We start from the raw sequence: 24498 nt of genomic DNA on the forward strand, positions 1-24498 counted from the left end.
ATAAAAAACCGCCTCATTAGAGACGGTCATTTGCTAATATTATTGATTAAGTTCAATTATTGTAGCTTTATCTGACTCAGGAATATCTTCTTTTGACCAGTCTAGACTAAGGTAGATATCTGCTTTTGCATATTCTGATAGTTCACTTAAACTGTCTGTAAGTTTTTCAAGTTTTTCTTTATCAAAATCTATAATATCGTAAATTCCATCTACATATACTTTTCCAATATCATAGTCACGAGCCAAGATTCCTGCAATGAATCCTTTTAGTGCACAATGGCAGTTGATATTGTAACTTCTTGCGTTGATGACTCTAACTTTGTGATCAGATATTCTAGTTCTATCCTTATCTGTTGTTATGAAAACTATATTGTTTATATTGTTTTCTTTTTCTTTGTTAGCCTCATCAACTAGATATTGTGTCTTTCCTGTTCCTTCTTCTCCAATTACGTAATAAAGCATTTACATATCCCCCTTAATTTTATTAAACACTACTTTTTGAGACTTGTCCCCTTGGACAAATCCGTTTCTATTCATTTTTTCTATTATCTCATCCCTAATCAACCACCATGATGTGTCCCAATTACAAAAGGCTGTTTCTTCTTCTGGAGCTCTTCCTACTAGCCTTTGAACCGCAACATCAGAATTTATGATTCTTAGAAACTCGATAACATTTTCTATATATTCTTCCTTTGTAGGCATTATAAATTCGTTATTTTGGTACATTTCATATAATTTTGTACCCTTTATAACAAATAGCGAATGTATTTTTATTTCCTTAACATTTAAAGCATTGATTATCCTAGCTGTTTCTCTGACATCTCTTATATCATCCCAGGGTAGGGATAAGATAACATGAGTACAAATACGAAAACCGTATTTATTAATAAGATTACAAGCCTCGATAAAGTCAGCTAATGTTTCACCCCTATTTAGTATATCCAGGGTCTTATAATTTGCAGTTTGCAAGCCTAGCTCAAAGATAATATCCTTATCAAACTCTTTGCTCCAATTTTTTAGAAATATAAGCTTATCCTCTGTAATAGAATCAGACCTGGTTGATATTGATACACCAACTATATAGTCTTTCTCACAAGCTCTTATTATTTCCTTAAATTCATCTAAAGACATATAAGTATTGGTAAAGTTTTGAAAATAAGCAATAAACTTATTTGCCTTGTATCTTTTGCCAATGTAGTCTTTATTTTGGCTAAGCTGGGCATCTACACTTAAGTATGATGGCAAATTTTCAAAAGAACCACCAGTTTCACCGCAAAATATACATCCACCATAACATTTGGCCCCGTCTCTATTTGGACAGGTCAATGATAGCTTTACAGGAAGTTTATAGACCTTTTCACCATAGGTGTCTTTGTAGTACTGGCTGATAGAATAATATGGATTATTCATCAATATCTTCTACATCTTCCTCTTCTAAATCTTCTATTTCCTCTAGTTCAACTTCTAAATCTGAATTATAGTCTTCCACTACTTGATCTATAGCTTCATCATCCCAATAGTGGGTGAATAAATGGAAAACTTCTTCTAATTCTTCTTCATCATCTATTAATCTTAGGTCGATTTCATCTTCTTCGAAAGAATCCTCATAGTAGAATAAATAAATTTCATAACTTTCACTAGAAATCAAAGCTACATAATCTGTTCCATCAACTGAAAATATATCCAGTAGATAACACTCATCGCTAGCTTCACCTAAATCGATTTCAATGATAGCCTTGCCTTCGTTTTTTAAAAATTCTACTTCATGACCGTGCAATTCTAATTTTTCTGTCATAAGCTACTCCTTATAGTTTTGCTAAATGGGTTAGGGCAGTGTCCACTAATTTTACAATATCTGCTATATCTTCTAGTGGAGAAAAATATTTGCCGTACTCCCCTTGTTTATATTCTACCCCTAATGAAATCAAGTTAACATCTAAATTGTTAAAAATTATACTTGAATCTAGTGAATATTGTGTTTTTACCACATCAAGTTCTTCTCCAGTCAAATCATTGAAAGCTTGTTTAAATACTTCAGTTAAGTTATCTTTACTGTTTTTCCACCTCGGTATTATTAAACCACTTTTTATATTAGCCGAGCTTATCTTTGCAGCCATTTTGGTTGTCTTTAACATTTCTTTCATTGATTCACTAGTTAAAGACCTATAAACTATGATGAAATTGAAAAATTCTTCACTAGTTCTTGAAATGGACAAGTTGATAGATGATATAAGTTCATTGTTCAAATTATCAACAGCATAGGCGCCAGATGGAACAAGCTCTACAAAGGAAGCCAAGTGTTCAAATGATACTTGAGTTATAGGATTATAGTCGCTTAAATTGATTTCTTCTATAGAAAAATCCATATTTGGCTCATGTTTTAAGTTTTTTTCCATATATTCATTTTTCACTAGGTTGAAAATATCCTTTAGAGCACTTTCATAGTCAGATTTGATTATAAAATCTATATGGCCAAAGCTAGGTATCCTGTCGTACCTATCCCCTGCTTGAAGGTTTATAATATCAAGGTCTACCTTTGCCTTAATTTTTCTTATAAAAGTTACTAAAGATTTTATAGAATTTATCCTAACCTTATCAAGGTCAGATCCGCTATGACCACCTATCAGATTTGAAAGGCTAATTCTAAATATCTTATAGTCATAGTCAGGATAAAATCTTTCCACTGGAATATTTATTTTTGACAAAATCAAAGCAGAAAATTCATTTGCAAGACACCTTGATTGTCTAAGATTAAGATTGATTATATTCTTATTTCTTAGTAGAAAATATAAGGCCTTATAGTCTCTATTCTCATTTTGAAAATTATTGTTGGTAATCAAAACATCAAAATCATTAGAAGATTTTTCTAAAAGTTCATTAATTGCTAACAAAGAATTTATATAGTTTAAATCATTGCTAGAATACAGATAAAGACCATCTTCGCTTAGTGATATTTTTGAATTTTTTATATTTGAATCAATATTTAAGTGTAATACAGCTTTTGGATTATCTGCTTTTTTGATATAGATGGAATCATCGAAGTATGATATATCGTATTTTGATGAATGAATAATAAATTCTTCTATATATGATTTTTCACTGGTTAAAGCATCTATCGATTCAAATTGTCTTAAATTTTCTTGAAGATTACTTATCGTATTTGCATAATCCATAACTTTTGCCTAATAGTATTTTTTGACCTCAGATTTTTTATAAAGATCATTTACTAGTTCTAAATATTTTTCCTGTCTTTTTATCATTTCATAGGTAGATCTAACATTGTCTTTAATGTCTTCAAAGTTTTGTTCATTTACTTTTTTATCATCAAGTTTTATAAGATGGTAGCCAAATTGAGATTTGACTGGTTTAGATACTTCTCCTATTGATAGTTTATCAAGTCCCTCTTGGAATTCAGGGACCATAACTCCTTTTGGAAATGTTCCTAAGGATCCACCGTTATCCTTTGATGGGTCTAGGGAATATTTTTTTGCTGCCTCTGCAAAGTCTAGACCATTTTCTATCTCTTCTAGTATTTTATTAGCTTTATTTTCATCTTCTACTAAAATATGAGATGCGGTATAGGTTGTCGGACTAAATAAGGTATCCTTGTTTTTATTGTAATAATCAAGGACTTCATCGTCATTTATAGTCACTTCATTAAAAATCTTATGCATAGCATAGTTTTTTAGCATATCATTTTTGACTTCTTCGAGTCTTTGCCTAAATTCGTCTTCTTGGTCAAAATTATTTTCTTTGGCGTTTTGAAGTATAAGTTCTTGGTTAACAAGTTCATCAGTCAATATATTAAATCCTTCTTTGGAATTAAATCTTTGCTTATCTTCTATGCCAGCTAAAAGATGAAATACATCATCTTCGTATATTTTTTTACCATTTACTTCTGCCAATAATTTATTTTCGATCATCAGTTCCTCTTTACTAGTTCAATTCTGTTATCATATATCTTAATATCGTTATTTTTATAAAGTCTGCCTATAGCTCTTTTAAAAGATGATTTGCTTATTCCAAATATAACATTGATCTTATCTGGGCTAGACTTATCTGATAGATGAACTACACCATCGTGGTCTATTAAATAATCCAAAATCATATCACTGTCGTTATTAATTTCTAGATAGGCTCTTTGTCTTAGGGAAAGTTCAATCTTCCCATCATCTTTGACTTCTTTTACCCTGGCTTCGATTAGTTCGCCTTCAACGTGAACTCCTCTTAATTCATCCATTCTAAGCAAGGAATCGTACTTATTATCTATCGCAACAAAAGCACCGATTGCCTTATTTATAGAATAAATTCTACCAGTAACTTCATCATTTTCTTGAAATTCGTGGTCAGTTGTAAGTAAATCACGGATTTTGCTAGTTAGATAAATAAAACCATTACTATCTAACTTGAAAGCAACAGGATAAGTCATATGCATGATAACTCTATAAGTTCTTTCTGTAAAAGGCATAAAAACATGGTTTCCTCCTTCTATTTCAAAGTAGACTCCCTTCTTATCAACTTTTACAGCTTTCAAATCATAAATCTTATCTACTTCATAGGGAAAATCTCTAGTCGCTCTTATTATATTATCGTAGTCTCTATATAAATAAGCTTCAACTTTTTCCCCTTGATGTAGGTCTCTTACTTCTTCTTTATCTATTGCGGCATCTCCAAATTTCGTTTGTAAATATGCCTTATTTTTTGTAAATCGTTTAATCTTATATTCTTTAATAACAAACTCCTAATTCAATTGTTTTAAGGTAAATCCTTCACCAAGCACTTCAGATATAGTATTTGTGAATATGAAGGCCCTATCATCAACCTTTAATATATCTTCTTTGATGAGTGGATATCTTCTAAAGGTAGAAACTGTTAGGATAAGCTTCTTTTCTCTACCTGTATAACCACCTTCGGCATGGAGTAGAGTCACTCCTCTATTGTGCTTTTTAATAAGTATTTCATTGATTTCTTCATACTTATCGCTAATAACATATACAGCAATCTTCCTTCCAAGACCTTGTATAGCATTATCTAGAGCAATGGATTGGATAATAATGGCAAGTGTAGCATACATGGATTTTTCTATGCCTATTACAAATGCTGATAATACTACTACTGTAAAATCGGCGAAGAACAAAGAAATATGTATAGGAACACTTGTATATTTATTAATAATAGTTGCTATAACATCTGTTCCACCTGATGAGCCGCCATTGTAAAAAATAAGTCCAAGACCAGTCGCAAGAACTATAGGTCCACACAAAGTGTTTAATAGCGCATCACTAGAAAGGCTAAAATCAGGTAGAAATCTTTCAAATAAAATTATCTCTATTGATACAGTTACAGCAGATAGAAGAGATTTTTTTGCAAAATCTACGCTTACAAATATGCCACCCAAAACCAATACAAGGGCATTTAATATAAAGTTTATTATGCCTAGGTCAACATTAAACAGGTTTGAAAATACAAGTGATAGACCAGATACTCCACCAGCTGAAATATCATGGACTAACAAGAAAAAATATAGGCCTGCACCTAGGAGTAAAGATCCTACAAAAATCGATATATTCTTTTTCATCCACTACCTCCACTATCTTATAGTAAAAGCTTATCATAAAATTTTAATTTCGTAAATTAAAATAAAAAAGAGAGCCAAAGACTCTCTCATATCCACTGAGGAATTTCTTGATTATAATTATCATACATTAAAAGTAATAATTTTTCCTCTTCCTTGCTAAATAAACAAGGCTTTGATGATCTAGCATTTACCATATTTTCCAATATTAAATAAGCTTGGTAAAGGGCAAGAAGTCTAAAAAATTTGATCGGTGCTTTTTTACCATCAAAATACGCGTTTATAACTCCTCTAGAAAATTCCGAATTTTTTATAGCAATTCTGTTTATATTTGTAAAATCAAATATAGGATCACCAACTTCCTTAAAGTCCAAGGCTAGGATATTAAATTTGTCATCTATGATAATGTCATCAAAGCTTATACCACCAAGTAAATAGCTTGTTTTAACAGACTTAGTTAGGTGCCTATTATGGCTAATATAATCAACCAATATATAATCATTATCTCCAATAGTATCGCTTAAGCCATGCATATAAAAAAGATAGTTGGCTTTTGTCTTACATAGTTTATACCAGTCAATATCTACACTTGCTGGTAGGCTATGAAATTCTTTTAAAAATTTACCAAACTTAAATCCCATGTCATATTGATCCTTTTCATTAGATTTTTTTAAGTATTCTTCTAATGAAATGGAATTGTTAATATCATAAATTTGGTAGTATTGATTTACTTCTTTCAAAAACCCTTGTTTAATAGCTTTTGAAAATTTCTCAAATTTATTTATAGATTCACTATCGCTTCTTGGTGAATTATCATATAGCTTTAGCAAATAAGACCTATTATCAGCTATTATTTCATAGGTATTCTTAGAAATATAGGTAAAATCTTGGTCAGATAAATCATCAGCTAAAAATTCAATTTTCTTAAGTGTATCTATTATTCTTTTATCCATTTTATTTATATTTATTAATTTCTTCTTCCACTTCTTCTGGGCCTTCTAGATCTAAGATCCTATTTGAAAAGTCTTCGCACTCTTTAAAAGATGAGTTAATTATGATATCCTTAATTTCTGCTACTTTTGCTGACGCTGATGAGAACTCATCTAGACCTAGGCCTAGTAATAGTTCAGTTGCAAATGTATCGGATGCGAACTGTCCACACATACCTGTCCATTTGCCGGCCTTGTGAGAAGTATCTATAACGTGTCTAATAGCTCTTAATACGGCAGGGTTATAGTTAGAATATAGGTCAGAAATAAATTCATTGCCTCTATCTACAGCTAGGGTGTATTGTGATAGGTCATTTGTTCCTATTGAGAAGAAGTCTACATATTTTATTAGCTTATCTGCCATAAATACAGAAGCTGGTGTTTCAACCATTATTCCAACATCAAGGTCTTTGTTATAGGCAATGCCTTCTTTGTCGAATTCTTCTTTGATTTGCTCTATTAATTCCAAACTTCTCTTGATTTCAGCCACACTAATAACCATTGGAATCATTATTTTTAGATTACCATAGGCAGATGCACGAACTAGTGCCTTTAATTGGGTTATAAATATATCTTCCCTATCTAAGCATAGTCTTATTGCTCTGTAGCCTAAAAATGGGTTGTCTTCTACAGGAAATTCAAAGTAATCTAATCCTTTATCTCCACCTATATCTAGAGTTCTGATTATAAGAGGTTTTTCTCCTAACATTTCTGTAGCTTCTTTGTATACAGCAAATTGCTCTTCTTCTGTTGGGAAGTGATCATTTTCCATATATAAGAATTCAGTTCTAAATAATCCTACCCCATCACAGCCATTCTCAATGGCAATTTTAAGATCTTCAATATTGCCAATATTTGCAGATACTTCTACATGACGATCATCTTTTGTTACTGCCTCTTTATCTTTTATCAAAGAAAGTCTTTCTTTCTTTTCTTTTTGTTCTTTGATTTTTGATTCATATTCGGAGACTAATTCATCAGATGGATCAATAATTATAAAACCTTCATTTCCATCTATAATAGCTTTTTCTCCACCCTTAATCTTTGTTGAAATATCTTTCATACCAACTAAGGCTGGCATATCTAAAGTTTGGGCTATGATTGATGTATGGCTTGTTTTTCCACCTAGATCTGTAGCAAATCCAACTACATTATCCTTATTCATATTTGAAGTATCAGATGGAGTTAATTCTTTGGAAATTATTATAGAATTTGGCTCAATTAGAGATAAATCTTTTGGCTTGATTCCCTTTAATTTATACATCAATTGATATCCTATATCTTTGTAATCGCTCGCTCTCTCTTTTAGGTATTCATCATCAATTTGGCTCATAATTTCTACCATTTCATTAATGGTTTCATTTAGAGCAAGTTCAGAATTCTTTAATTCATTGGCAATTTTACTTTCTATTGTATCTGAGAAATATGGGTCTTGTAATAATTCTTTGTGAGCATTAGCAATATTTATTTGCGCTTCATTTGCCCCATTTGTATCACTAAGTTCTTCTAGGTAAGAGTCTAATGCGTTTTGAATTCTAGTTTTTTCTTCTTCAACCATATTTTCACTTATTTTAGATTTGTCGATAGCTACTTCTTGCCTATTAAAAAGGTAGATTGTACCTATAGCAAGTCCACTAGAAGCTTTGATTCCTTCGTATTTGGTATTCATATTCATCCCTTCTAAATAAAGTATAAAAAAAAGGATACTTAATCAGTATCCTCTTACTAGTTAAATTATTCTGATAAGTTTTCTATAAAATCTACTAATTCATCAACAAATTTTTCTTCATCTTCACCTTCTGCAATTAGGGTGATTTCTGTACCTTTTGCAATTCCAAGGCTCATAACGTTGAAGATTGATTTTGCATTAGCTTCTTTACCGTCTTTTATAATTTTAACTTCACCAGGATAGTTTTTAACAAATTGAACTAAAGTTGCTGCTGGTCTAGCGTGTAAACCTGTTTCGTTTGTTACAACGACTTTTCTTTCTGCCATAATAATAGCCTCCTATATTCTTTTTCTATGTTTATATTATAATTGAAATTGTTTATATTTTCAACTTAAAGACTTGGTTGATTCTCTTAATTTAAGGTTTGCATCAATGATCCAATCCTCAGTTAAGATATCATCTTCTTGACGAATTCTCTTTATCAAAGCTCTTATTGCTATTGCACCAATATCATAGTACGGGATAGCCATAGTTGTTAGATTTGGCCTATAAATACTTGCTATTGATCCATCTCCAAATCCTGCTACAGACAGGTCATTAGGTACATTGATTGAATTGTCAGTACAGTAATCTATAAAACCTATAGCAAGCTCATCAGAACAACAAGCCACTGCGCTGATATCATTTTCTTTGCAAAGAGCAATGGCCTCTTTACCGATCTCGTATCCATCATTACTTGTCTTGCCATTACATTCTAAATAATAAATGTTTTTGCCAAGCTCGCTACAAGCTTTCTCGTATCCAGATTTTTTGGCGTGATTTAAGATGTTATCAGCACTATCATTTAAAAATAATACATTTTTATGGCCTGACTCGAATAGATGCTTAACTAGTCTATATTGCTCTGTTTCATAGTTAATTCTTACTGTATGTAGCGTTTTAAATGAATGGTACTTATCTAATAGTATAAATGGAATTCTTGTTTCTCTAAGTTTTAGAAGTGTCTCATCACTTACGTCTTCTGCTATGATTACTAAGCCTTCTACTTGCTTAGTAGCTAAAAAATCGATAGAATTATTTATTTGTTCTTCTTGTCCATAAGAAGAAGTTAGTAGCATATCGTACTTATAGAGTCTACCTATTTCTTCAATACCTCTTATAAGCTGAGCCATGTATTCTATACCAATATCTTGAACTATAACACCAATTAAGTTTGATTTTCTCATTACAAGAGATCTTGCAAGTTCATTTGGTTTAAAGTCAAGCTTATTGATAGCATCAAGTACTTTTTGTTTGGCTTCAGGGCTTACTGGCTTTGAATTATTCATTACCCTAGATACTGTAGATATAGATACTCCAGCCAATTTTGCTACATCTTTTATTGTTGGTTGACCCATATTTTCACCTTCCTAAGAAAAAGAGCCATCTCTTCGATGACCCTTGACTCATTATCTACCAGATATTACATTTCTTACTATATCTATTACATCCATAATCAATGATGAATAATCACCAACAGATGCAATTCCAGCTCCTACAGTATCAATACTATCTACAGCTGTTTCTCCGACATAGTTTACAGTGTCTCTGATGTCATCAGTTATACTATTGACATTTGTCATAGTATCGTTAGCCTTTGCTATAGCCATTCTTAGATTTGGATCTTGAACAACTGTGTTAACATTTGCTACTAACGAATTTGCTTGATCAACTACTCCAGGAAGTTTTTCAATAACATCATCAAGATTGTCTGCATTCTTATCTAAAACTTCTTGGACTGAGCCAACTAACTTGTTAACACTTGCTAAAGTTTTAATCAAAAACACTAGTGCAACTATACCTACTATAGTCAGTATTATATTTCCAAGAAGATTAAAATTAATAGTTACCATCTAAAACTCCCTAGTTCTTTTTATTTTTCTTCTCTATCTCAACTTTTACTTTTTTATCAGCGTTTTTAGTTTCTTCTGCTTTATCTTTTGCAAGATCAGCTGTTTTATCAACGCTGTCTTTTACTTCTTCTTTTGCTTTGTTAGCTTCTTTTACGTTTTCTTCGTGTTTTTCACTTGTTACTTCAGCAGCTTCTTTAGCTCCTTCTTTAACATCGCTAGCAACATCTGTAGCAGTATTAGAAATAATCTTTCCTACTTCTTCTGCACCTTCTGCAACATTGTCTTTTACATTTTCAGCTGTTTCAGCTAATTGTTTACCAGTTTGTCTAGCAATTTCTTTGCCATGGTCAAAACCTTCTCTAACTGGTTCAAGGTCTGTATATGCTCTATATTTCATATCTTCATAAGAATCTTTAGCATTATCAACCATATCAGCTGCACTATCTACTAAATCATTTGTAGTTTCTTTTACAGTTTTAACAGTTTCATCAAATGCATCACTGATGTCTTCTCTAGTTTCCTTGCCAGATTTTGGTGCTAATAATATACCAGCTGTAACACCAACTAATGCTCCAAGTAGAGCACCTTGGGTTCTCATTCTACTGTCGTGGTTTTTAGCTTTCCAAATCTCGTATTTTATTTCTCTTTGTTTAGCGCGTGCTTTGTCTTCAATATAATCTGCTATTGACATATATTAATCTCTCCTTTTAAGTTTTGATATTTAATATATACCCACAAACAAAAGTATATAACAAATAATCATAAAAAATCCTAAGGTGGCCCTATATTATAACCTTCGCTTCTGTGAAGGTGGGCAAGCCGTCTAGAATTTCTGAAGTCCACTCTTTGGAGGCATTCCATCCAAACTAGAACAAAGCAATCCCTTATAATAGTTGTAGGTTTAAATTCGGACCTGTCTTCCTTAGGATGTCTTAATTATAATATATAGGAAAAAGTTTTTCAAACTAAATATTGACTAAAGATGGCTTAGAGTTTAAATCTATCAACTTTCGGTCAATAAATCTTTTAAATTTTATCTCATAACAATGTAGCAAAAACCTATCCATTTCTATATTTGAACCGTATAACTTATCGCCTATTATAGGATGGCCCAAATATGATAGTTGTGACCTTATCTGGTGTGTTTTACCTGTCCTTATATCCGCCCTAATATAGCTGACATTATTTTTTTGATCATAATCTATCGTCTTAAAGTGGCTTATAGCAAGTTTGCCCTCGCTACCTACATCATATCTTTTCATATTCTCATTATAAGAAAGTTTTGTTTTGATAGTTTTATCAATTTTTACATTTCCCTCCACGACTGCTAGGTAATATTTAAAAAAATTATTGTCTTCGATTTGTTTTTGATAGTAGGCAAAGGCGTATGGATTTTTGGCAACCATTAATAAACCTGAAGTGTTCATATCAAGTCTATTTACAAGTCTTATCTTTGATTTTATATTGTTATCTTGAAAGTAGTAGGCTAGGTGGTTTGCTAAAGACTCTTGTCCCTTGGAATTTACAGTAAGATTAGCTGCCTTGTCAACTACCAATATATCACAATCTTCATAAACTATATTTAACTTGCCTTCTATGGGATCATAGTCCAATTTTTCATCTTCTATCGGGATTTTCAATAAATCTCCTTCTTTTAAATCTTGATTATTACTAGTATTAATGTCGTCAATTATATATCCAGTCTTTACTATGTCTGTAATTGCTCTTTTTGAAAATCCATTTTTTACTAAAAACTTTTTAACTTTTATATCTTCGTTTATTTTAAAACTAATGTAATTCATATTCACCTCTATGTTATAATAATTATATGAGAGGATTTTTGATATGACAAATGTTATTAATATTTTTAGAAATAAATCAAAATTTAGCAAGAGTGTATTTTTTAAAACTAAGGACATATTAGAAGATTATGGCTTTGAGGTTTCTAGCAACTTTAATACTGATGCTATCTTAAACCTAGTTATTGGTGGTGACGGCACATTTCTTAAGGCAGTACATGATACAAACTTTACCAACATCCCATTTATCGGCATAAATACCGGACATCTTGGCTTCTACCAAGAGGTTGAAGTCGATGAGATTGAAAATTTTGTTAAGGCCTTTAAAGATGGCAATTACAAGGTGGAAGAACTTACCATTCTGGAGTCACAAGTTAACAAAAAACGCATGGATTCACTAAATGAAGTCGTTGTTAAGTCAAATAAAAATCAAATAGTTAGGCTCAAAGTTTTTATCGATGGCAACTTTGTGGAAAATTTCCAAGGTGATGGCCTGATTATCGCTACTCCTCACGGTTCTACTGCCTACAACTTATCTTGTGGTGGATCTATCTTGCACCAATCTTTGAAGGGCTATTCACTAACCCCAATTGCGCCTATTTTTTCAAATTTGAATAACGCAATTATTTCTCCAGTCGTCCTTCCAGAAGACGCAACTATAGACATTTTAGTTTCAAAAAGGGACAATTACCACACTGTCTTTATTTTTGATGGCAAAGAATACAACACTAGAGACTATAAGATTAGTATCAGAGTTTCAAATAAGACAATAAAAAAACTTATTCTAGATAAAAATCACTATTGGACTAATATCAAGAATAAGCTTTTATAAATTAATCGAGATTAACTTGGTTAAAGATATCTCTTATCAGATTTCCAGCAATTGGTGCAACCGTCACACCACCAGTATCAGCTGAGTTTTCTACAACTATTGCTACTGCAATCTTAGGGTCATAGGCTGGGGCAAAACCAACAAACCAAGCATCAATAAATCCATTGGACTTATCTGCTGTTCCAGTTTTGCCTGCTACTTGGATACCGTCAACATACGCACCCTTGGCAGTACCTTCATTAACTACATCTACCATCAAATCACGAATAGTATTTGCATTGGTCATATTGGTAACCTTAGATAGGATTTCTTTCTTATTTTCATAAATTACATTATTATCTTTATCTGTAATAGTTGAAACCAAGCGAGGTTTCATCATCACTCCACCATTGGCAATTGTCGATGTTATCATAGCCATGTGAAGAGGAGTCACTTGAGTTTTACCATAACCAAAGCCAGTCATAGCAAGGTCAGCTTGGTTTAGTTCTTTATATGGAATTACAGAATCATATTTTTCCAAATCAAATTCATAAGGCTTGTTAAACATATACTTATCTGTCATATTCATCATACTTTCTTTGCCCATCTCGTTAGTTTTGGCTGCAAAGTAAGTATTAACAGAATACATAAAAGCACGTCTTAAATCCAAGGCTCCAAAAACTTGATTGTCAAAGTTTGTTATCTCAAAATTTTGTATTACTTCAGATCCTGTATCTTCGTATGACTGATCTATCTTTGAATCCAATAAAGCATTGGTCGTTACAATCTTAAAGGTTGACCCTGGCCTATAAAGACCAGCAGAAGCTCTATTGACCAATGGCCCGTTGTTATTTGCTATGAGGTTTTCCCAATCAGCATCTAAAGAATTTGGATTGAAAGTCGGTAGAGAAACCATAGCAAGGATTTCTCCAGTCTTTGGATTCATAACCACTGCCGCTCCAGTGTATTGGCTCATATAATTATAGGTTAAATTTTGTATATTTTGATTTAAGGTAAGGTGCAAATCGTTGCCCTTATCGTTATTTACAATCATCTTCCTAAATTGACTTAAATTATCATCATGAAGGTTTAATAACCACTTGTTGTAGGTCTTTTCAAGACCTGTTTTGCCATAAGTCTTGGAATTATAACCTGTTATAGTAGAGCTTATAGCCCCATAATTATAAATACGAGTTTTCGAACCGTCGGAATTTTCCTCATCATAGGCCAAAAGATTGCCTAAGCTATCATAAATATCTCCCCTATCTATGGCATCCTCATTTATCCAAAGCCTCCTATTGTTTTCATTTTTTGCTATTTCATTAGCTTTAAAAAGCTGGAAATAAACCAAATAGATGGCAAGACCCATAAATAGGACGACAAAAAATATCATTACAAAAAGAAGTCTCTTGTTTAGGGTAGATTTTGATAGGACTTTTAGCTCTTTGCTATCTTTGATCCTATACTCTTCTTCTTTTTTCATTATCTTTTTTAGAAAAGTTTCATCTGTCTTTCTTTTTTTACTAGCTCGGTATTTTTTATCTTCACTCATCTATTTCATCTCCATATTTAATGTCAGATGCGCAATATTGCAGACATCCAAGTAGGATAAAACCAGATAACATGGATGATCCACCTTGGGATATAAATGGCAAAGTTACACCAGTTAAAGGTATTAGCTTTAGTACTCCACCAAGTATTATAAATGCCTGTATAGCAAATAATACTCCTATACAAAAGGCAAGAGTAGAAAAGAACTTGTCCTGTTGTATAAGGGAAATTTTAAAGGCCCTATATACCAAAATCATAAATAAAAGTATTACAGCAATTCCCATAAAGACTCCCATTTCTTCAGATATGGCTGAGAAAATAAAGTCAGATTCTGCAACTGGTATATAATCTGGATGTCCTAGGCCAATTCCTGTGCCAAAAAGTCCACCACTTGCCAAAGCAAATAGAGCTTGGGTAATCTGGTAGCCCGTCCTATTTATATCAGACCATGGGTCAAGCCAGGTTGCAACCCTTATTCTAACGTGACCAAACATAAAATAAGCCAAAATAGAACCTAAGATCATGGCTATTATATTAAAGGTAATTAAAAATCTATCCTTTTCGAAGACAAATTGGCTTAGAATCATTAGGCCAAAAAATATCAAGGCCGTTCCCAAGTCTTTTTGCAAGAATAGGAATCCAATGTATACAAGGATTACAAATTCCATGTAAAATCTTCCAAAAGGTTTGCTAACGATTTGGTTGTAATTGCTATAGAAACTTGCAATAAAAAATGCTAGTGGTATCTTAATAAATTCAGATGGTTGAATAGTAATTATATTTTTAATAACAATCCAGTTTTTTGCCCCACCAATATAGGTACCAAAGACAAGGGTTGCCATAAATAGTCCTATAGAAACTACTACATAAAATATAGAAATCTTGGACCAAAACTTAAAGGCTTTCAAAATAAAAAATGTCAGGAAAAATAGAACCATGCCCACAAGGTAAAATTGTAATTGTCTCTTACCATAGGCAGGATCCAGCCTATATATCATTGAAACACCTATTGAAAACAGCATATTTACTATCATTACTAAAATATTATCAGCCTTGGTAATTTTACTTACCAAACTCGTAGATAGGATAACTACCAATAAGATTGCCAGGTAGGTATACAAATCAGTGTCGCCTATGTTTTGAATATTGTATATCAAAGATAGGGACAAAGATAAAATGGTAAATAATAGTAGTAAAACAGCTGATTTTCTTGTGTATTTTTTCTCGTTTTCTACTAATACTAGGTCCTTATTCATTTTCCTCTCCTTGGATAAATAAGAACTGCAATTGACCAATATGAATTATGTCATTTGATTTTAGCTCAATCGCATCGTAAATCCTCTCATCGTTGAGATAGGTTCCATTGGCAGATTTTAGGTCTTCCAAGAAGTATATGTCTTCATCTTGAATTATTCTCGCGTGAAATTTTGATAAATACTTATCCTTAATGCAAATGGTATTTCTCTCATCACGACCTATAGTATCGTCCTCACCGATGAAGTAATATTCTTGAACTATGAATCTAAAGCCATCTTCTCTATTTAATAATTTGAGATATGTATCGGATTCCTTTTCCTTTTTAAGTGTAGTTCTTACGTCATAGTAGATTATTCTAATGATTGAATATATGAAGTAAAATACAACGACAACAAATACGTATTTTAGTATTGTTGAAATCAATTGATATAAAGTTAAGTTTCCAAATACATTTATTGAAAAAAATTTATCTATAAAATTAAAAAAACTTTCCATAATATCTTCCTTTTCTTTAGTATCTATATTTTACCACATAATATTCTTTTTAAAACTAAAAACTAGGGCAAGGGCCCTAGTCTATTATTCTACACTATCAATGATTTCTCTCATTGCCTTTATAAGATCATCTTTTTTCGCCTCTGAACCATCTCTGCTATCACTTATAGCATTGACATACATTTTGATTTTTGGTTCAGTTCCTGATGGCCTTAGTGCTAGCCATGATTTGTCTTCAAAGTAATATTTCAAAACATTTGATTTTGGAAGTCCAGTTTCATCAAATTTATAGTCTATGATTTTTTCTGTTTTTAGTCCAGCAAGTTCATCAATAGGATTATTTCTAACTTCTTCCATGATTCTTCCAATCCTTGCTTGTCCGTCAAGACCTGTTAGGGTGATTGATACAACTTCGTTGGCATAGAAACCGTGTTCTTGGTATATATCTTCAAGTACATCTAGTAGAGATTTGCCTTGTTTTTTGTAGTATCCTGCCATCTCAGAGATCATCATAGCTGAGTTTACAGCATCCTTATCTCTTACGAAATCCTTGTAGTTATAACCAATTGATTCTTCAAAACCAAAGACAAATTTACCTTCGCCAGTTCTTTCAAGCTCATTTGCTACAGCATAAATGTTCTTAAATCCGGTTAATACGTCGTATTTTTTAACACCGTATTTTTCACAAATAGGACTAATCAAATCTGTTGATACTAGAGATTTTACTACAGCTGGATTTTCTGGAAGCTCTCCATTTTCTTTTAGAGCTGATAGGATATAATTGGTCAAAAGTGAACCTATTTTATTGCCTGTTAAGAAGACGTATTCGCCATTCTCATCTTTGATTTCTACTGCGCATCTGTCTGAATCAGGGTCTGTTGCAAGTAGAAGATCTGCATCTTTTTCCTTACCAAGTTTTTCTGAATACTTGAAGGCAGCTGGGTCTTCTGGGTTTGGGTATCCTACTGTTGTAAAGTTTGGATCTGGGTTTTCTTGTTCTGGCACAACATATATATTTTTGAATCCACGTTCATCTAATATTCTTCTTACTAGCTTGTTACCAGCTCCATTTAGTGGAGTATAAACAATTTTGATATCTTTATCTATATCTATATCTTCATTAATTGTACAAGCTAGTACTTCTTTTACATAATCTTCAATCAAATCATCGCTAACCCATTCGATTATGCCATCTTCTAGACCTTTTTCAAAATCAATACGTGGAATTTTGAAAAAGTCTGGATGTTCAGCAATGTGTCCTAGGATTTTGTCTGCAGTTTCATCAAGGATTTGGCTACCTTCACTATTGTATGCCTTGTAACCATTGTATTCCATTGGGTTGTGGCTTGCTGTTATCATTACACCTGCAGATGTTTTTAGGTGTCTAACAGTATAAGATAAAACTGGTGTTGGTTGAATTTCTTTGTGAATGTAAACCTTGATACCATTTGCAGCGAAAACCTCTGCTGTCACGCGTGCAAAGTCTTCTGATTTGTGGCGCACGTCATAAGAAATAGCAACTCCTGCTTTTTTTGCATCTTCGCCCATTTCAGCAACTGTATCTGCAAAACCTTGGCTAGCTTGGGCTACCATATATTCGTTCATACGGTTGGTTCCTGCACCTAGTTTACCACGAAGTCCTGCTGTACCAAATTCTAATGAAGAATAAAACCTGTCTTTGATTTCTTCATCATTGTCTTTGATTTCTTCAAGTTCCTTTTTTGTTTGATCGTCGAATTTGTCATTGTTGTACCATAAATTAAAAGATTCTTTATAGTCCATTTTTCCCTCCTAAATTATAAACATTTATTGATAGACCTTCTACATAAAGGTCTCCTTCTATCTTCTTACTTGTATTTTTACCCTCTTTGGTAAAAATATTCTCAACACTTAGATTTTTATCATTTATAAAACTTTCTATTGATCTTCTAGGGACTATTTCTCCTTCTTGACCTACATTTATCACGACAAGATTCTTTGAATTCTTGTAGGCTAAAGAATAAATTATCATCGAATCCTTTATTCCATCCATAAATTTTAGATTATTGCGGATAAAGCTAGCATCTGTCCTTGTAAAAGCCTTTAATGACTTCCTAAGTTCAACCAAATCTTTTGTGTAGTTAAAGATATCTAGATGTTCCTCTTTTTCTTTCCAATTGATAGCATTTACAAAAAGTGGAGAATTATAGGAATTCCTGTCGTTTTTCTTTGTGTGATTGAATTCATTGCCCTCATATATAAACACTTTACCAAATGATAGGAAAATTAATCCCATAGCAAGTTTTACATAATCATCAATTTGGTCCAGATTTTTAAGAGAAATCTGCAATTTATCATATAAAATCAAGTTGTCGTGGCAATTGAAATAATTAATCGACTCACTTGCATCATCAGCAAAGCCAGCTCTTACCTCATCATAGGCAATAGATCCAGCTATAGACTGCTCTATTATTGGCTTTAGATAATAGTCTCCTTGGATATAACCTGTCCCATATGAATCAGTGTCTCCCTTTATAGCATCTCTAAAGATGTCATTAAATACTCCAAATCCATTGGATCTTTGCGATCCCTTTATAGTATGAAGATTAGCTGGTAGTGTCGTTTCAAGGGCCATCCATGGTTCCCCATATATTATGATGTTTGGATTTATCTTTCTTAGTTCCTTTACTGCAAGTTTTATAGTATCAAGGTCAATTATGGCCATTAGGTCAAATCTAAAGCCATCAATCTTGTACTCCTTGACCCAATACTTCAAAGAATCTATGATTAATTTTCTTACAAAGGGCCTCTCACTTGCAAGTTCATTGCCTACACCTGTGCCATTAGAAAAATTCCCATCCTTGGTCATCCTATGGTAATAATTTCTCCCTAGTGTGTTGAGATTTGAATCATAAGACTTAAAAGTATGGTTAAAGACAACATCCATTACAACAGCTATATTTTTTTCATGAAATTTTCCAATCATCTCTTTAATATCAAATATCCTATTTGTAGGATCAGTAGGATCTGTAGCATAAGAGCCTTCCGGGTTAAAATATAGCTCTGGGTCGTAACCCCAGTTGTAGTTGTCATCATCAAAAAATCTATCATTTGATTCGTCAACACTTATAAAGTCATATATAGGCAAAAGCTGGACATGGGTCACACCCAAGTCAACTAGATTACCAATGCCTGTAGCAAGTCCCTTATAAGTCGTCCCCTCTTGGCAAAGCCCAAGGTACTTACCTCTGTGCTTGACTCCACTTGTCTCATCAGCTGTATAATTTTTGACATTAAGTTCATATATTATAGCTTCATTTTCTGGTATTTGTGGGACTGGAGTCTCTAAAAATCCTTGAGGATTTGTTTTTTCCATATCGCAAATTACAGAATACATAGAATTTATAGAAGAAGCAAAGGAATATGGATCGGTCACCATGTACTTATCATCTACCAAATAGGAATAAAAATATCCCTCATAATCTCCTGATAGAGTAACTTGGTAGATATCAAATTCTCCCTTTTCCATCTTTATAAAATCTTTTCTAGGATTTCTATAGTCTTTTGATATGGCCAGATATATTTGCTTGACTGATGGAGCAAAGACTTTAAAAGTCGTCTCATTCTTGCTATATATGGCTCCAAGCCTTATATCTTTAATCTGTTCATAGCTAATATTATTTATCAAAACTTCTTTTCCTTTTTAATAAGTTATCTAAGTTAAATTTGCTTGCCCATATGAAATTTTGCATTTGCTTTTGTATCCATTTTTCCTTGTCTATATAATCTTTTTGGATATTTTTTCTCAAGTTCACAAGATTTTCAAGGTCAAGGAATACATTAAATGAATCATTGTAGAGTAGTATCTCGTCATATAAGTTTTTAAAATCATATGGGAAAGCTTCCTTAGGCTCATTTAATAGCCTGTCAATAGTATATTTTACTATTTTATTTTGATAAATGATATCATTAGCAATATATTTTCTTTCGTTTCTTATTATTTCATATGATTTGTAATCATCATCCATTAGGTAAAAACTGTTAGCAATATCAAGATTTTCAACTATTCCAGCCTTAGTTGAGACCACATTTGACATATTGTATAGGCTGTTTAATATATCAAAGTTTTGGTTATCCATCAGTGGATGAGCCAGATTAGAATATATATCTGCCGCTGGATAAAGTATTCTTAGATCTTTTACCCCAGTATTTTCTACAAAAATAATCTTGATTTTCTTACTTATAATTTTATCTGCTTCTATAAGTTTTTTAAGGGCAAGAATAAACTTTATAGTTTCCTTTGCCACATAGTATCCCTCATTGGCCTTGCCAGAAAAAATATAAGTTTTTGGCACATAATAAGCATTTGCATTATCTCTTAGATAAAAATATTCATAAGCAATTTCAATGGCATTTAATATTTGCCTCTTGCTTTCATGTATTATAGAAAGTTGCAAATCAAATATTGAATATGGATTTATAGATGAATCATTCAAGTATTCAATTAGCTTTAATTTATTGTTGTATTTGATTTCATCAAGGCTATCTATAAAGTCCTTATCTTCTTTTAAATATATAAGTTTCTTGCTATCATTACTATAATCATTGATATTATATTCTCTAAGCAGATCATAAAGCTTAGGATTTGCAGATTGACCGTACATTTGCCTATCGCTTCCCATGTTCATATAGGAAGAATTGTTTGATAGGGATTTGTTTTCAAAAAGAACTTTTGATAAGAAAATATATTCTCTAGATAAGGCTATATTTATATGCTTAAAAATTACCTGTCCATTTTCTATTAATGGTAAAAAGCTTTCAGTTTTGCTAAGTTCTGCTTGTATGTCTATGATTGTATTATAAAGATCTGGGTTTAACTTTCTTATTTCATCAGCTGGATATTTTTCTAGGGAATCATCAGTTATAGAAAACACTAGATGGTAGAATATTTCCCTAGTGTATGCAATTGCCTTTTTCATGGTGAATTTATGGTCTCTTGTAAGGATTCTAATAAATTCAACTAAGGCTAGGGTCGGGTGAATGTCGTTTATGATAACATTGGTTTGCTTGTTAATATTATTTATATCTTTATAATACAGCAAATACCTTCTGACAAAGTCCCTCATAGCCGATGCTGCAAAGAAATATTCTTGCTTTAGCCTTAAAATCTTGCCCTCATATGATGAATCATCTACATAAAGAAACTGAGTGATTGAAAGGTTATTAATATAATCTTCGTAGGCGTTTATGATATCTCCATTAGAAAATTCATTGACATCTATTACTGATGTAGGCTCAGATTTGAAAAGTCTAAGAGTGTTTACAAATTTGGCATCAGATGAGACTATAGGCATATCATAGGTCACAGTTTTGTGGTTTTTGCCATAGATTTCTATTAGATTGGTGAAAGATTTTTGATGTTCCCAATTTGACCCATGCTCTAGCCAAGAATCCGACCTTACTTCTTGCTTACCGTTGGCTATAACCTGCTTAAAATCACCCGATTCATAACGAAGTGCGTAGGCTGTGGCCTTTATCTTTTGATCTGTTAGGGCATTTATAAGGTAGGACGAACCCATTCCCATATCACCAATGCCGAGGGCTGGGTCGAGGTCATAGGCCATTATGGAATCATAATCAAAGCCTATTTCTCCAATGGCAGCTCTAATTTCTTTTTCAATATCAAGTTTATAGATAATATTTGCTAGAAAAGATCCTGGCAAATATTCAAAACTTAATATATATACTTCGTAGCCTTCTTTTATTTTCTTAGAAGAAACCCAAGTCTTGCCCACACTTTCCATAATATAGCGGCACAAGCAATCGTAGATTTCCCTTTCTCTTGCTGTATTTAGGTCTTTAGCATAAAAAGAATACAAATAATTTTGTATTCTTTCTATGATAGTATTCTTATTAATTTCCATACTAGGCTCTTATTTCTTCGTATAAATCCTTATATTTATTGGCTGACATTTGCCAATCTATGTCACTTTTCATTGCATTATTCACAAGTCTATTGTGTGCTTCTTTATCGTTCTTATATATGTTTATAGCGTTTTTGATAGTAAATAACAATTCATGGGCATTGATATTTGAGAAAGAATATCCTGTACCCTCACCTGTGTATTCATTGTAAGGAATTACTGTATCCTTAAGGCCACCTGCCTCACGAACTATTGGTAGTGCTCCATAACGCATAGCTATAAGCTGGCTTATCCCACATGGCTCTGAGATTGAAGGCATGAGGTAAAAATCACTTGATGCATAGATTTGGTGAGCTTCTTGGCCTCCAAAATAAATTCTTGCGGCAAGTTTTTCTGGATATTTCCAAGCAAAGTATTTTAACATTTCTTCGTAGGTATAATCTCCAGTTCCTAGGGCTACAATCTGGATATCTTCTTCAAGTAGTTCATCTAATATGTACCTTACAAGGTCCATACCCTTCATTTCGTTTAGTCTTGTAACCATACCAATCATTGGAACGTCTTCTCTTTCTGGTAGGCCATACAATTTTTGCAAGGCTAATTTATTATTAACTTTTTTGTCAATACTATCTATATCAAAATTTTGTTCTATTAGTTTATCTGTTGCAGGATTCCACTCCTTATAATCTATACCGTTTACAATCCCTGAAAGCTTGTAGTCATATTCTCTGATAACTCCATCTAGGCCCTCTCCATAGAATGGGTAGTGGATTTCACGAGCATAATTTTCAGAAACTGTATTTACTGCTGTAGCATGGATTATACCAGCTTTCATAAAGTTAATTGCATCGTAATATTTAAGGTCATCTTCGTTGAAATATCCACCATCAAGGCCAGCAAGTCTCATTATGTCTGGGTTAAATACTCCTTGGTATTTCAAATTATGGATGGTAAATAAGGTTCTGATATCATCATAATAGCTATCCCCATGCCTAAAATCATTTACAAAGACATTAACCATTGCTGTATGCCAATCATTGGAGTGGATGATGTCTGGTTTAAAGTCAATTTCTTTTGGAAGTAGGGTACAAGCCTTGGAGAAATAGATAAATCTCTCTGCATCATCTCCAAATCCATAAGGATATCCCCTATCAAAATATTCTTGATTGTCTATAAAATAGTAGGTAACCCCGTCATAATAAAGTCTATAGACTCCTGCGTATTGGTGCTTCCAATCTAGATCTACATAAAATTCTGTGACCTTTTCCATTTTTGAAAGATATTTTTCATCAATAGATCCATACATAGGGATGACAACTCTGACATCCACACCCATATTTTTTAATTCTTTTGGTAGAGATCCAGCAACATCGGCCAGACCCCCAGTTTTTATAAATGGTACTGCTTCACTAGCAAGAAAAAGTACATTCATTATTAGCTCCATTCTTCCAATACTTCATTTTTTGATGAAACAAATGGGTGGACTCTGTTACCAAATAGTTTCATATTATTACCAACTTTTGTTCCCTTATCACTAATCACAAAGTTAAGTATTGCATCATTACCAATTACTGAATCTTGGAATATGACTGAATTTTTGATAACTGCACCTTTCTTAATGGTAACTCCCCTAAATATTATTGAGTTTTCAATCTCTCCTTCTATGATAGAACCATTGGCAACAAGGGAGTTTTTAACCTTGCTATCTTTTGTGTAAGATGTTGATGGTTCATCCTTTGACTTGGTGTAAACTAGGCCGTCTTGGTAAAATAAAGAGTCGTATAATTCTTCATCTAGAAGCTTCATATTGGCTTCAAAGAAAGAATAGGTATCCATTATAATTTCAAGGTGTTTCTCAGTTCTGTAGAAATCAATGTTTAGATCTTCTGGCAAAGAGAAAATTGCTGTAAGTAGTGAGGAAATAGTATTTCTCTCAACTGCATATCTTAATACCTTGATAAAGACTTCCCTTTTCATAAGTATAGAACCAGCGAAGAGGTCGAATTCATCAGAAAGACCGAGGTTAGTGCCTACACTTACTGGCTTATTATTTTCATCGGAATTTATTATTTTCCTATTTAGATAGAAACCATCATCATCACGCATTCTTTGTGTAAATATCAATACATCGGATTCATTTGACTTGATAGCTTCTTTTGCATCGCTTATATCAACCTTTGAGATGTACATTGGATTGGTTATAAAAACATACTCTGCATTAGAATCTTCAATAGCTCTGATGGTATCGTAATATGTTTCAACTTCGCTAGGATTTGCAATATCGTAGTTTGGAGGGATTATTGTAAGGCCACCACGTCTACGGTTAAGTTCCCAGCTCCTACCATTTCCAATGTGATCTAAGGTCGATCTCAACTTTCTACCTGCAAAAAGTATCACATTAGTAATATCATAATTTGTCAGATTTGATAAAGTAAAGTCAATAATCCTGTACCTTCCACCAAAAGGTAGCATATAATCTGGTCTAACCTTGCACAATTCATCATAATTTCCAGAATCAAACTCTGAACTATATACTAAAGCTAAAACGCTATCCATC

Annotated in this window: 23 protein-coding genes and 1 pseudogene; 1 reads left to right on the top strand and 23 read right to left on the bottom strand. The window is 32.6% G+C overall.

The genetic code is table 11. From position 1 onward, the window contains the following. Positions 1–39 precede the first annotated feature (39 nt). The 15 genes and pseudogenes from QNH69_RS06625 to QNH69_RS06695 form a co-directional block, all read right to left on the bottom strand. Positions 40–462 carry a hypothetical protein gene (locus QNH69_RS06625; RefSeq protein ID WP_044566262.1) on the bottom strand — a complete coding sequence of 141 codons (423 nt, stop codon included), beginning with the start codon at positions 460–462 and terminating at the stop codon, positions 40–42. Then, complete coding sequence (locus tag QNH69_RS06630; protein ID WP_282929716.1) at positions 463–1410, bottom strand: TIGR01212 family radical SAM protein; 948 nt, start codon at positions 1408–1410, stop codon at positions 463–465. Next, complete coding sequence (locus QNH69_RS06635; protein ID WP_282929717.1) at positions 1403–1795, bottom strand: DUF1292 domain-containing protein; 393 nt, start codon at positions 1793–1795, stop codon at positions 1403–1405. The genes QNH69_RS06630 and QNH69_RS06635 overlap by 8 nt, the downstream gene beginning before the upstream one ends. Positions 1796–1805: 10 nt before the next feature. Continuing rightward, the gene (locus QNH69_RS06640; protein WP_282929718.1) at positions 1806–3173 is read right to left on the bottom strand and encodes a hypothetical protein; all 1368 of its coding nucleotides are present in this window, start codon (positions 3171–3173) and stop codon (positions 1806–1808) included. A 9-nt stretch (positions 3174–3182) separates the two neighbouring features. Then, positions 3183–3923: a peptidylprolyl isomerase gene (locus QNH69_RS06645; RefSeq protein WP_282929719.1), complete on the bottom strand. Its 741-nt coding sequence runs from the start codon at positions 3921–3923 to the stop codon at positions 3183–3185. Then, the gene (locus tag QNH69_RS06650; protein WP_282929720.1) at positions 3923–4468 is read right to left on the bottom strand and encodes an RNA-binding protein; all 546 of its coding nucleotides are present in this window, start codon (positions 4466–4468) and stop codon (positions 3923–3925) included. Before QNH69_RS06650 ends, QNH69_RS06645 begins: the two co-directional genes overlap by 1 nt. A 111-nt stretch (positions 4469–4579) precedes the next feature. Beyond that, positions 4580–4732 (bottom strand): annotated as a pseudogene (locus QNH69_RS06655) (S1-like domain-containing RNA-binding protein); the annotation flags it as partial. 9 nt (positions 4733–4741) lie between these two features. Continuing rightward, positions 4742–5578 carry a YitT family protein gene (locus QNH69_RS06660; protein WP_282929721.1) on the bottom strand — a complete coding sequence of 279 codons (837 nt, stop codon included), beginning with the start codon at positions 5576–5578 and terminating at the stop codon, positions 4742–4744. Positions 5579–5664: 86 nt separating this feature from the next. Continuing rightward, positions 5665–6528: a hypothetical protein gene (locus QNH69_RS06665; RefSeq protein WP_282929722.1), complete on the bottom strand. Its 864-nt coding sequence runs from the start codon at positions 6526–6528 to the stop codon at positions 5665–5667. A 1-nt stretch (position 6529) separates the two neighbouring features. Beyond that, positions 6530–8233, bottom strand: coding sequence for a phosphoenolpyruvate--protein phosphotransferase (gene ptsP / locus QNH69_RS06670; RefSeq protein ID WP_282929723.1), 1704 nt, complete (start codon positions 8231–8233; stop codon positions 6530–6532). 65 nt (positions 8234–8298) lie between these two features. Further along, complete coding sequence (locus tag QNH69_RS06675; RefSeq protein ID WP_282929724.1) at positions 8299–8559, bottom strand: HPr family phosphocarrier protein; 261 nt, start codon at positions 8557–8559, stop codon at positions 8299–8301. A gap of 60 nt (positions 8560–8619) precedes the next feature. Continuing rightward, a complete protein-coding gene (locus tag QNH69_RS06680; RefSeq protein ID WP_282929725.1) occupies positions 8620–9630 on the bottom strand; it encodes a LacI family DNA-binding transcriptional regulator in 1011 nt (336 codons plus the stop codon). Between the two features lie 51 nt (positions 9631–9681). Further along, positions 9682–10125, bottom strand: a complete 444-nt coding sequence (locus QNH69_RS06685; RefSeq protein WP_044566271.1) for a hypothetical protein — start codon at positions 10123–10125, stop codon at positions 9682–9684. Between the two features lie 10 nt (positions 10126–10135). After that, positions 10136–10816: a YtxH domain-containing protein gene (locus tag QNH69_RS06690; protein ID WP_282929726.1), complete on the bottom strand. Its 681-nt coding sequence runs from the start codon at positions 10814–10816 to the stop codon at positions 10136–10138. Positions 10817–11090: 274 nt separating this feature from the next. Continuing rightward, positions 11091–11927: an RluA family pseudouridine synthase gene (locus QNH69_RS06695; protein ID WP_282929727.1), complete on the bottom strand. Its 837-nt coding sequence runs from the start codon at positions 11925–11927 to the stop codon at positions 11091–11093. 43 nt (positions 11928–11970) lie between these two features. Between QNH69_RS06695 and QNH69_RS06700 the strand changes: the two genes are divergently transcribed. Beyond that, positions 11971–12756: an NAD(+)/NADH kinase gene (locus QNH69_RS06700; RefSeq protein ID WP_282929728.1), complete on the top strand. Its 786-nt coding sequence runs from the start codon at positions 11971–11973 to the stop codon at positions 12754–12756. 1 nt (position 12757) lies between these two features. Here QNH69_RS06700 and QNH69_RS06705 read toward each other — a convergent pair whose 3' ends face one another. From QNH69_RS06705 to glgD, 8 genes are all read right to left on the bottom strand, one after another. Beyond that, positions 12758–14287: a penicillin-binding protein 2 gene (locus tag QNH69_RS06705; RefSeq protein WP_282929729.1), complete on the bottom strand. Its 1530-nt coding sequence runs from the start codon at positions 14285–14287 to the stop codon at positions 12758–12760. After that, the gene (locus QNH69_RS06710; protein WP_282929730.1) at positions 14280–15542 is read right to left on the bottom strand and encodes an FtsW/RodA/SpoVE family cell cycle protein; all 1263 of its coding nucleotides are present in this window, start codon (positions 15540–15542) and stop codon (positions 14280–14282) included. The genes QNH69_RS06705 and QNH69_RS06710 overlap by 8 nt, the downstream gene beginning before the upstream one ends. Further along, on the bottom strand, positions 15535–16038 hold the full coding sequence (locus tag QNH69_RS06715; RefSeq protein WP_044566281.1) for an FHA domain-containing protein: 504 nt from the start codon (positions 16036–16038) through the stop codon (positions 15535–15537). Before QNH69_RS06715 ends, QNH69_RS06710 begins: the two co-directional genes overlap by 8 nt. Before the next feature lie 84 nt (positions 16039–16122). Then, the gene (locus tag QNH69_RS06720) at positions 16123–17820 is read right to left on the bottom strand and encodes a phospho-sugar mutase (protein ID WP_282929731.1); all 1698 of its coding nucleotides are present in this window, start codon (positions 17818–17820) and stop codon (positions 16123–16125) included. Continuing rightward, positions 17810–19705 (bottom strand): type I pullulanase, encoded by a 1896-nt coding sequence (gene pulA / locus QNH69_RS06725; RefSeq protein ID WP_282929732.1) that lies wholly within the window; start codon positions 19703–19705, stop codon positions 17810–17812. Before pulA ends, QNH69_RS06720 begins: the two co-directional genes overlap by 11 nt. Continuing rightward, positions 19695–21941 carry a glycogen/starch/alpha-glucan phosphorylase gene (locus QNH69_RS06730; RefSeq protein WP_282929733.1) on the bottom strand — a complete coding sequence of 749 codons (2247 nt, stop codon included), beginning with the start codon at positions 21939–21941 and terminating at the stop codon, positions 19695–19697. The genes pulA and QNH69_RS06730 overlap by 11 nt, the downstream gene beginning before the upstream one ends. Position 21942: 1 nt before the next feature. Beyond that, positions 21943–23373, bottom strand: coding sequence for a glycogen synthase GlgA (gene glgA / locus QNH69_RS06735; protein ID WP_282929734.1), 1431 nt, complete (start codon positions 23371–23373; stop codon positions 21943–21945). Positions 23374–23375: 2 nt separating this feature from the next. Next, complete coding sequence (gene glgD, locus QNH69_RS06740; RefSeq protein WP_282929735.1) at positions 23376–24497, bottom strand: glucose-1-phosphate adenylyltransferase subunit GlgD; 1122 nt, start codon at positions 24495–24497, stop codon at positions 23376–23378. Position 24498: the final 1 nt, after the last annotated feature.

It is taken from the genome of Anaerococcus sp. Marseille-Q7828, assembly GCF_949769285.1.
Classification (GTDB): domain Bacteria; phylum Bacillota; class Clostridia; order Tissierellales; family Peptoniphilaceae; genus Anaerococcus.

Excerpts from the sequence above, each read along its gene's own strand:
- QNH69_RS06640 (WP_282929718.1), bottom strand. The coding sequence starts at position 3,173 with ATGGATTATGCAAATACGATAAGTAATCTTCAAGAAAATTTAAGACAA.
- QNH69_RS06710 (WP_282929730.1), bottom strand. The coding sequence starts at position 15,542 with ATGAATAAGGACCTAGTATTAGTAGAAAACGAGAAAAAATACACAAGA.
- QNH69_RS06730 (WP_282929733.1), bottom strand. The coding sequence starts at position 21,941 with ATGGAAATTAATAAGAATACTATCATAGAAAGAATACAAAATTATTTG.
- QNH69_RS06665 (WP_282929722.1), bottom strand. The coding sequence starts at position 6,528 with ATGGATAAAAGAATAATAGATACACTTAAGAAAATTGAATTTTTAGCT.
- QNH69_RS06680 (WP_282929725.1), bottom strand. The coding sequence starts at position 9,630 with ATGGGTCAACCAACAATAAAAGATGTAGCAAAATTGGCTGGAGTATCT.
- QNH69_RS06700 (WP_282929728.1), top strand. The coding sequence starts at position 11,971 with ATGACAAATGTTATTAATATTTTTAGAAATAAATCAAAATTTAGCAAG.
- glgA (WP_282929734.1), bottom strand. The coding sequence starts at position 23,373 with ATGAATGTACTTTTTCTTGCTAGTGAAGCAGTACCATTTATAAAAACT.
- QNH69_RS06660 (WP_282929721.1), bottom strand. The coding sequence starts at position 5,578 with ATGAAAAAGAATATATCGATTTTTGTAGGATCTTTACTCCTAGGTGCA.
- QNH69_RS06675 (WP_282929724.1), bottom strand. The coding sequence starts at position 8,559 with ATGGCAGAAAGAAAAGTCGTTGTAACAAACGAAACAGGTTTACACGCT.
- glgD (WP_282929735.1), bottom strand. The coding sequence starts at position 24,497 with ATGGATAGCGTTTTAGCTTTAGTATATAGTTCAGAGTTTGATTCTGGA.
- QNH69_RS06690 (WP_282929726.1), bottom strand. The coding sequence starts at position 10,816 with ATGTCAATAGCAGATTATATTGAAGACAAAGCACGCGCTAAACAAAGA.
- QNH69_RS06645 (WP_282929719.1), bottom strand. The coding sequence starts at position 3,923 with ATGATCGAAAATAAATTATTGGCAGAAGTAAATGGTAAAAAAATATAC.
- QNH69_RS06705 (WP_282929729.1), bottom strand. The coding sequence starts at position 14,287 with ATGAGTGAAGATAAAAAATACCGAGCTAGTAAAAAAAGAAAGACAGAT.
- QNH69_RS06625 (WP_044566262.1), bottom strand. The coding sequence starts at position 462 with ATGCTTTATTACGTAATTGGAGAAGAAGGAACAGGAAAGACACAATAT.
- QNH69_RS06650 (WP_282929720.1), bottom strand. The coding sequence starts at position 4,468 with ATGCCTTTTACAGAAAGAACTTATAGAGTTATCATGCATATGACTTAT.
- ptsP (WP_282929723.1), bottom strand. The coding sequence starts at position 8,233 with ATGAATACCAAATACGAAGGAATCAAAGCTTCTAGTGGACTTGCTATA.
- QNH69_RS06635 (WP_282929717.1), bottom strand. The coding sequence starts at position 1,795 with ATGACAGAAAAATTAGAATTGCACGGTCATGAAGTAGAATTTTTAAAA.
- QNH69_RS06715 (WP_044566281.1), bottom strand. The coding sequence starts at position 16,038 with ATGGAAAGTTTTTTTAATTTTATAGATAAATTTTTTTCAATAAATGTA.
- QNH69_RS06720 (WP_282929731.1), bottom strand. The coding sequence starts at position 17,820 with ATGGACTATAAAGAATCTTTTAATTTATGGTACAACAATGACAAATTC.
- QNH69_RS06630 (WP_282929716.1), bottom strand. The coding sequence starts at position 1,410 with ATGAATAATCCATATTATTCTATCAGCCAGTACTACAAAGACACCTAT.
- QNH69_RS06695 (WP_282929727.1), bottom strand. The coding sequence starts at position 11,927 with ATGAATTACATTAGTTTTAAAATAAACGAAGATATAAAAGTTAAAAAG.
- QNH69_RS06685 (WP_044566271.1), bottom strand. The coding sequence starts at position 10,125 with ATGGTAACTATTAATTTTAATCTTCTTGGAAATATAATACTGACTATA.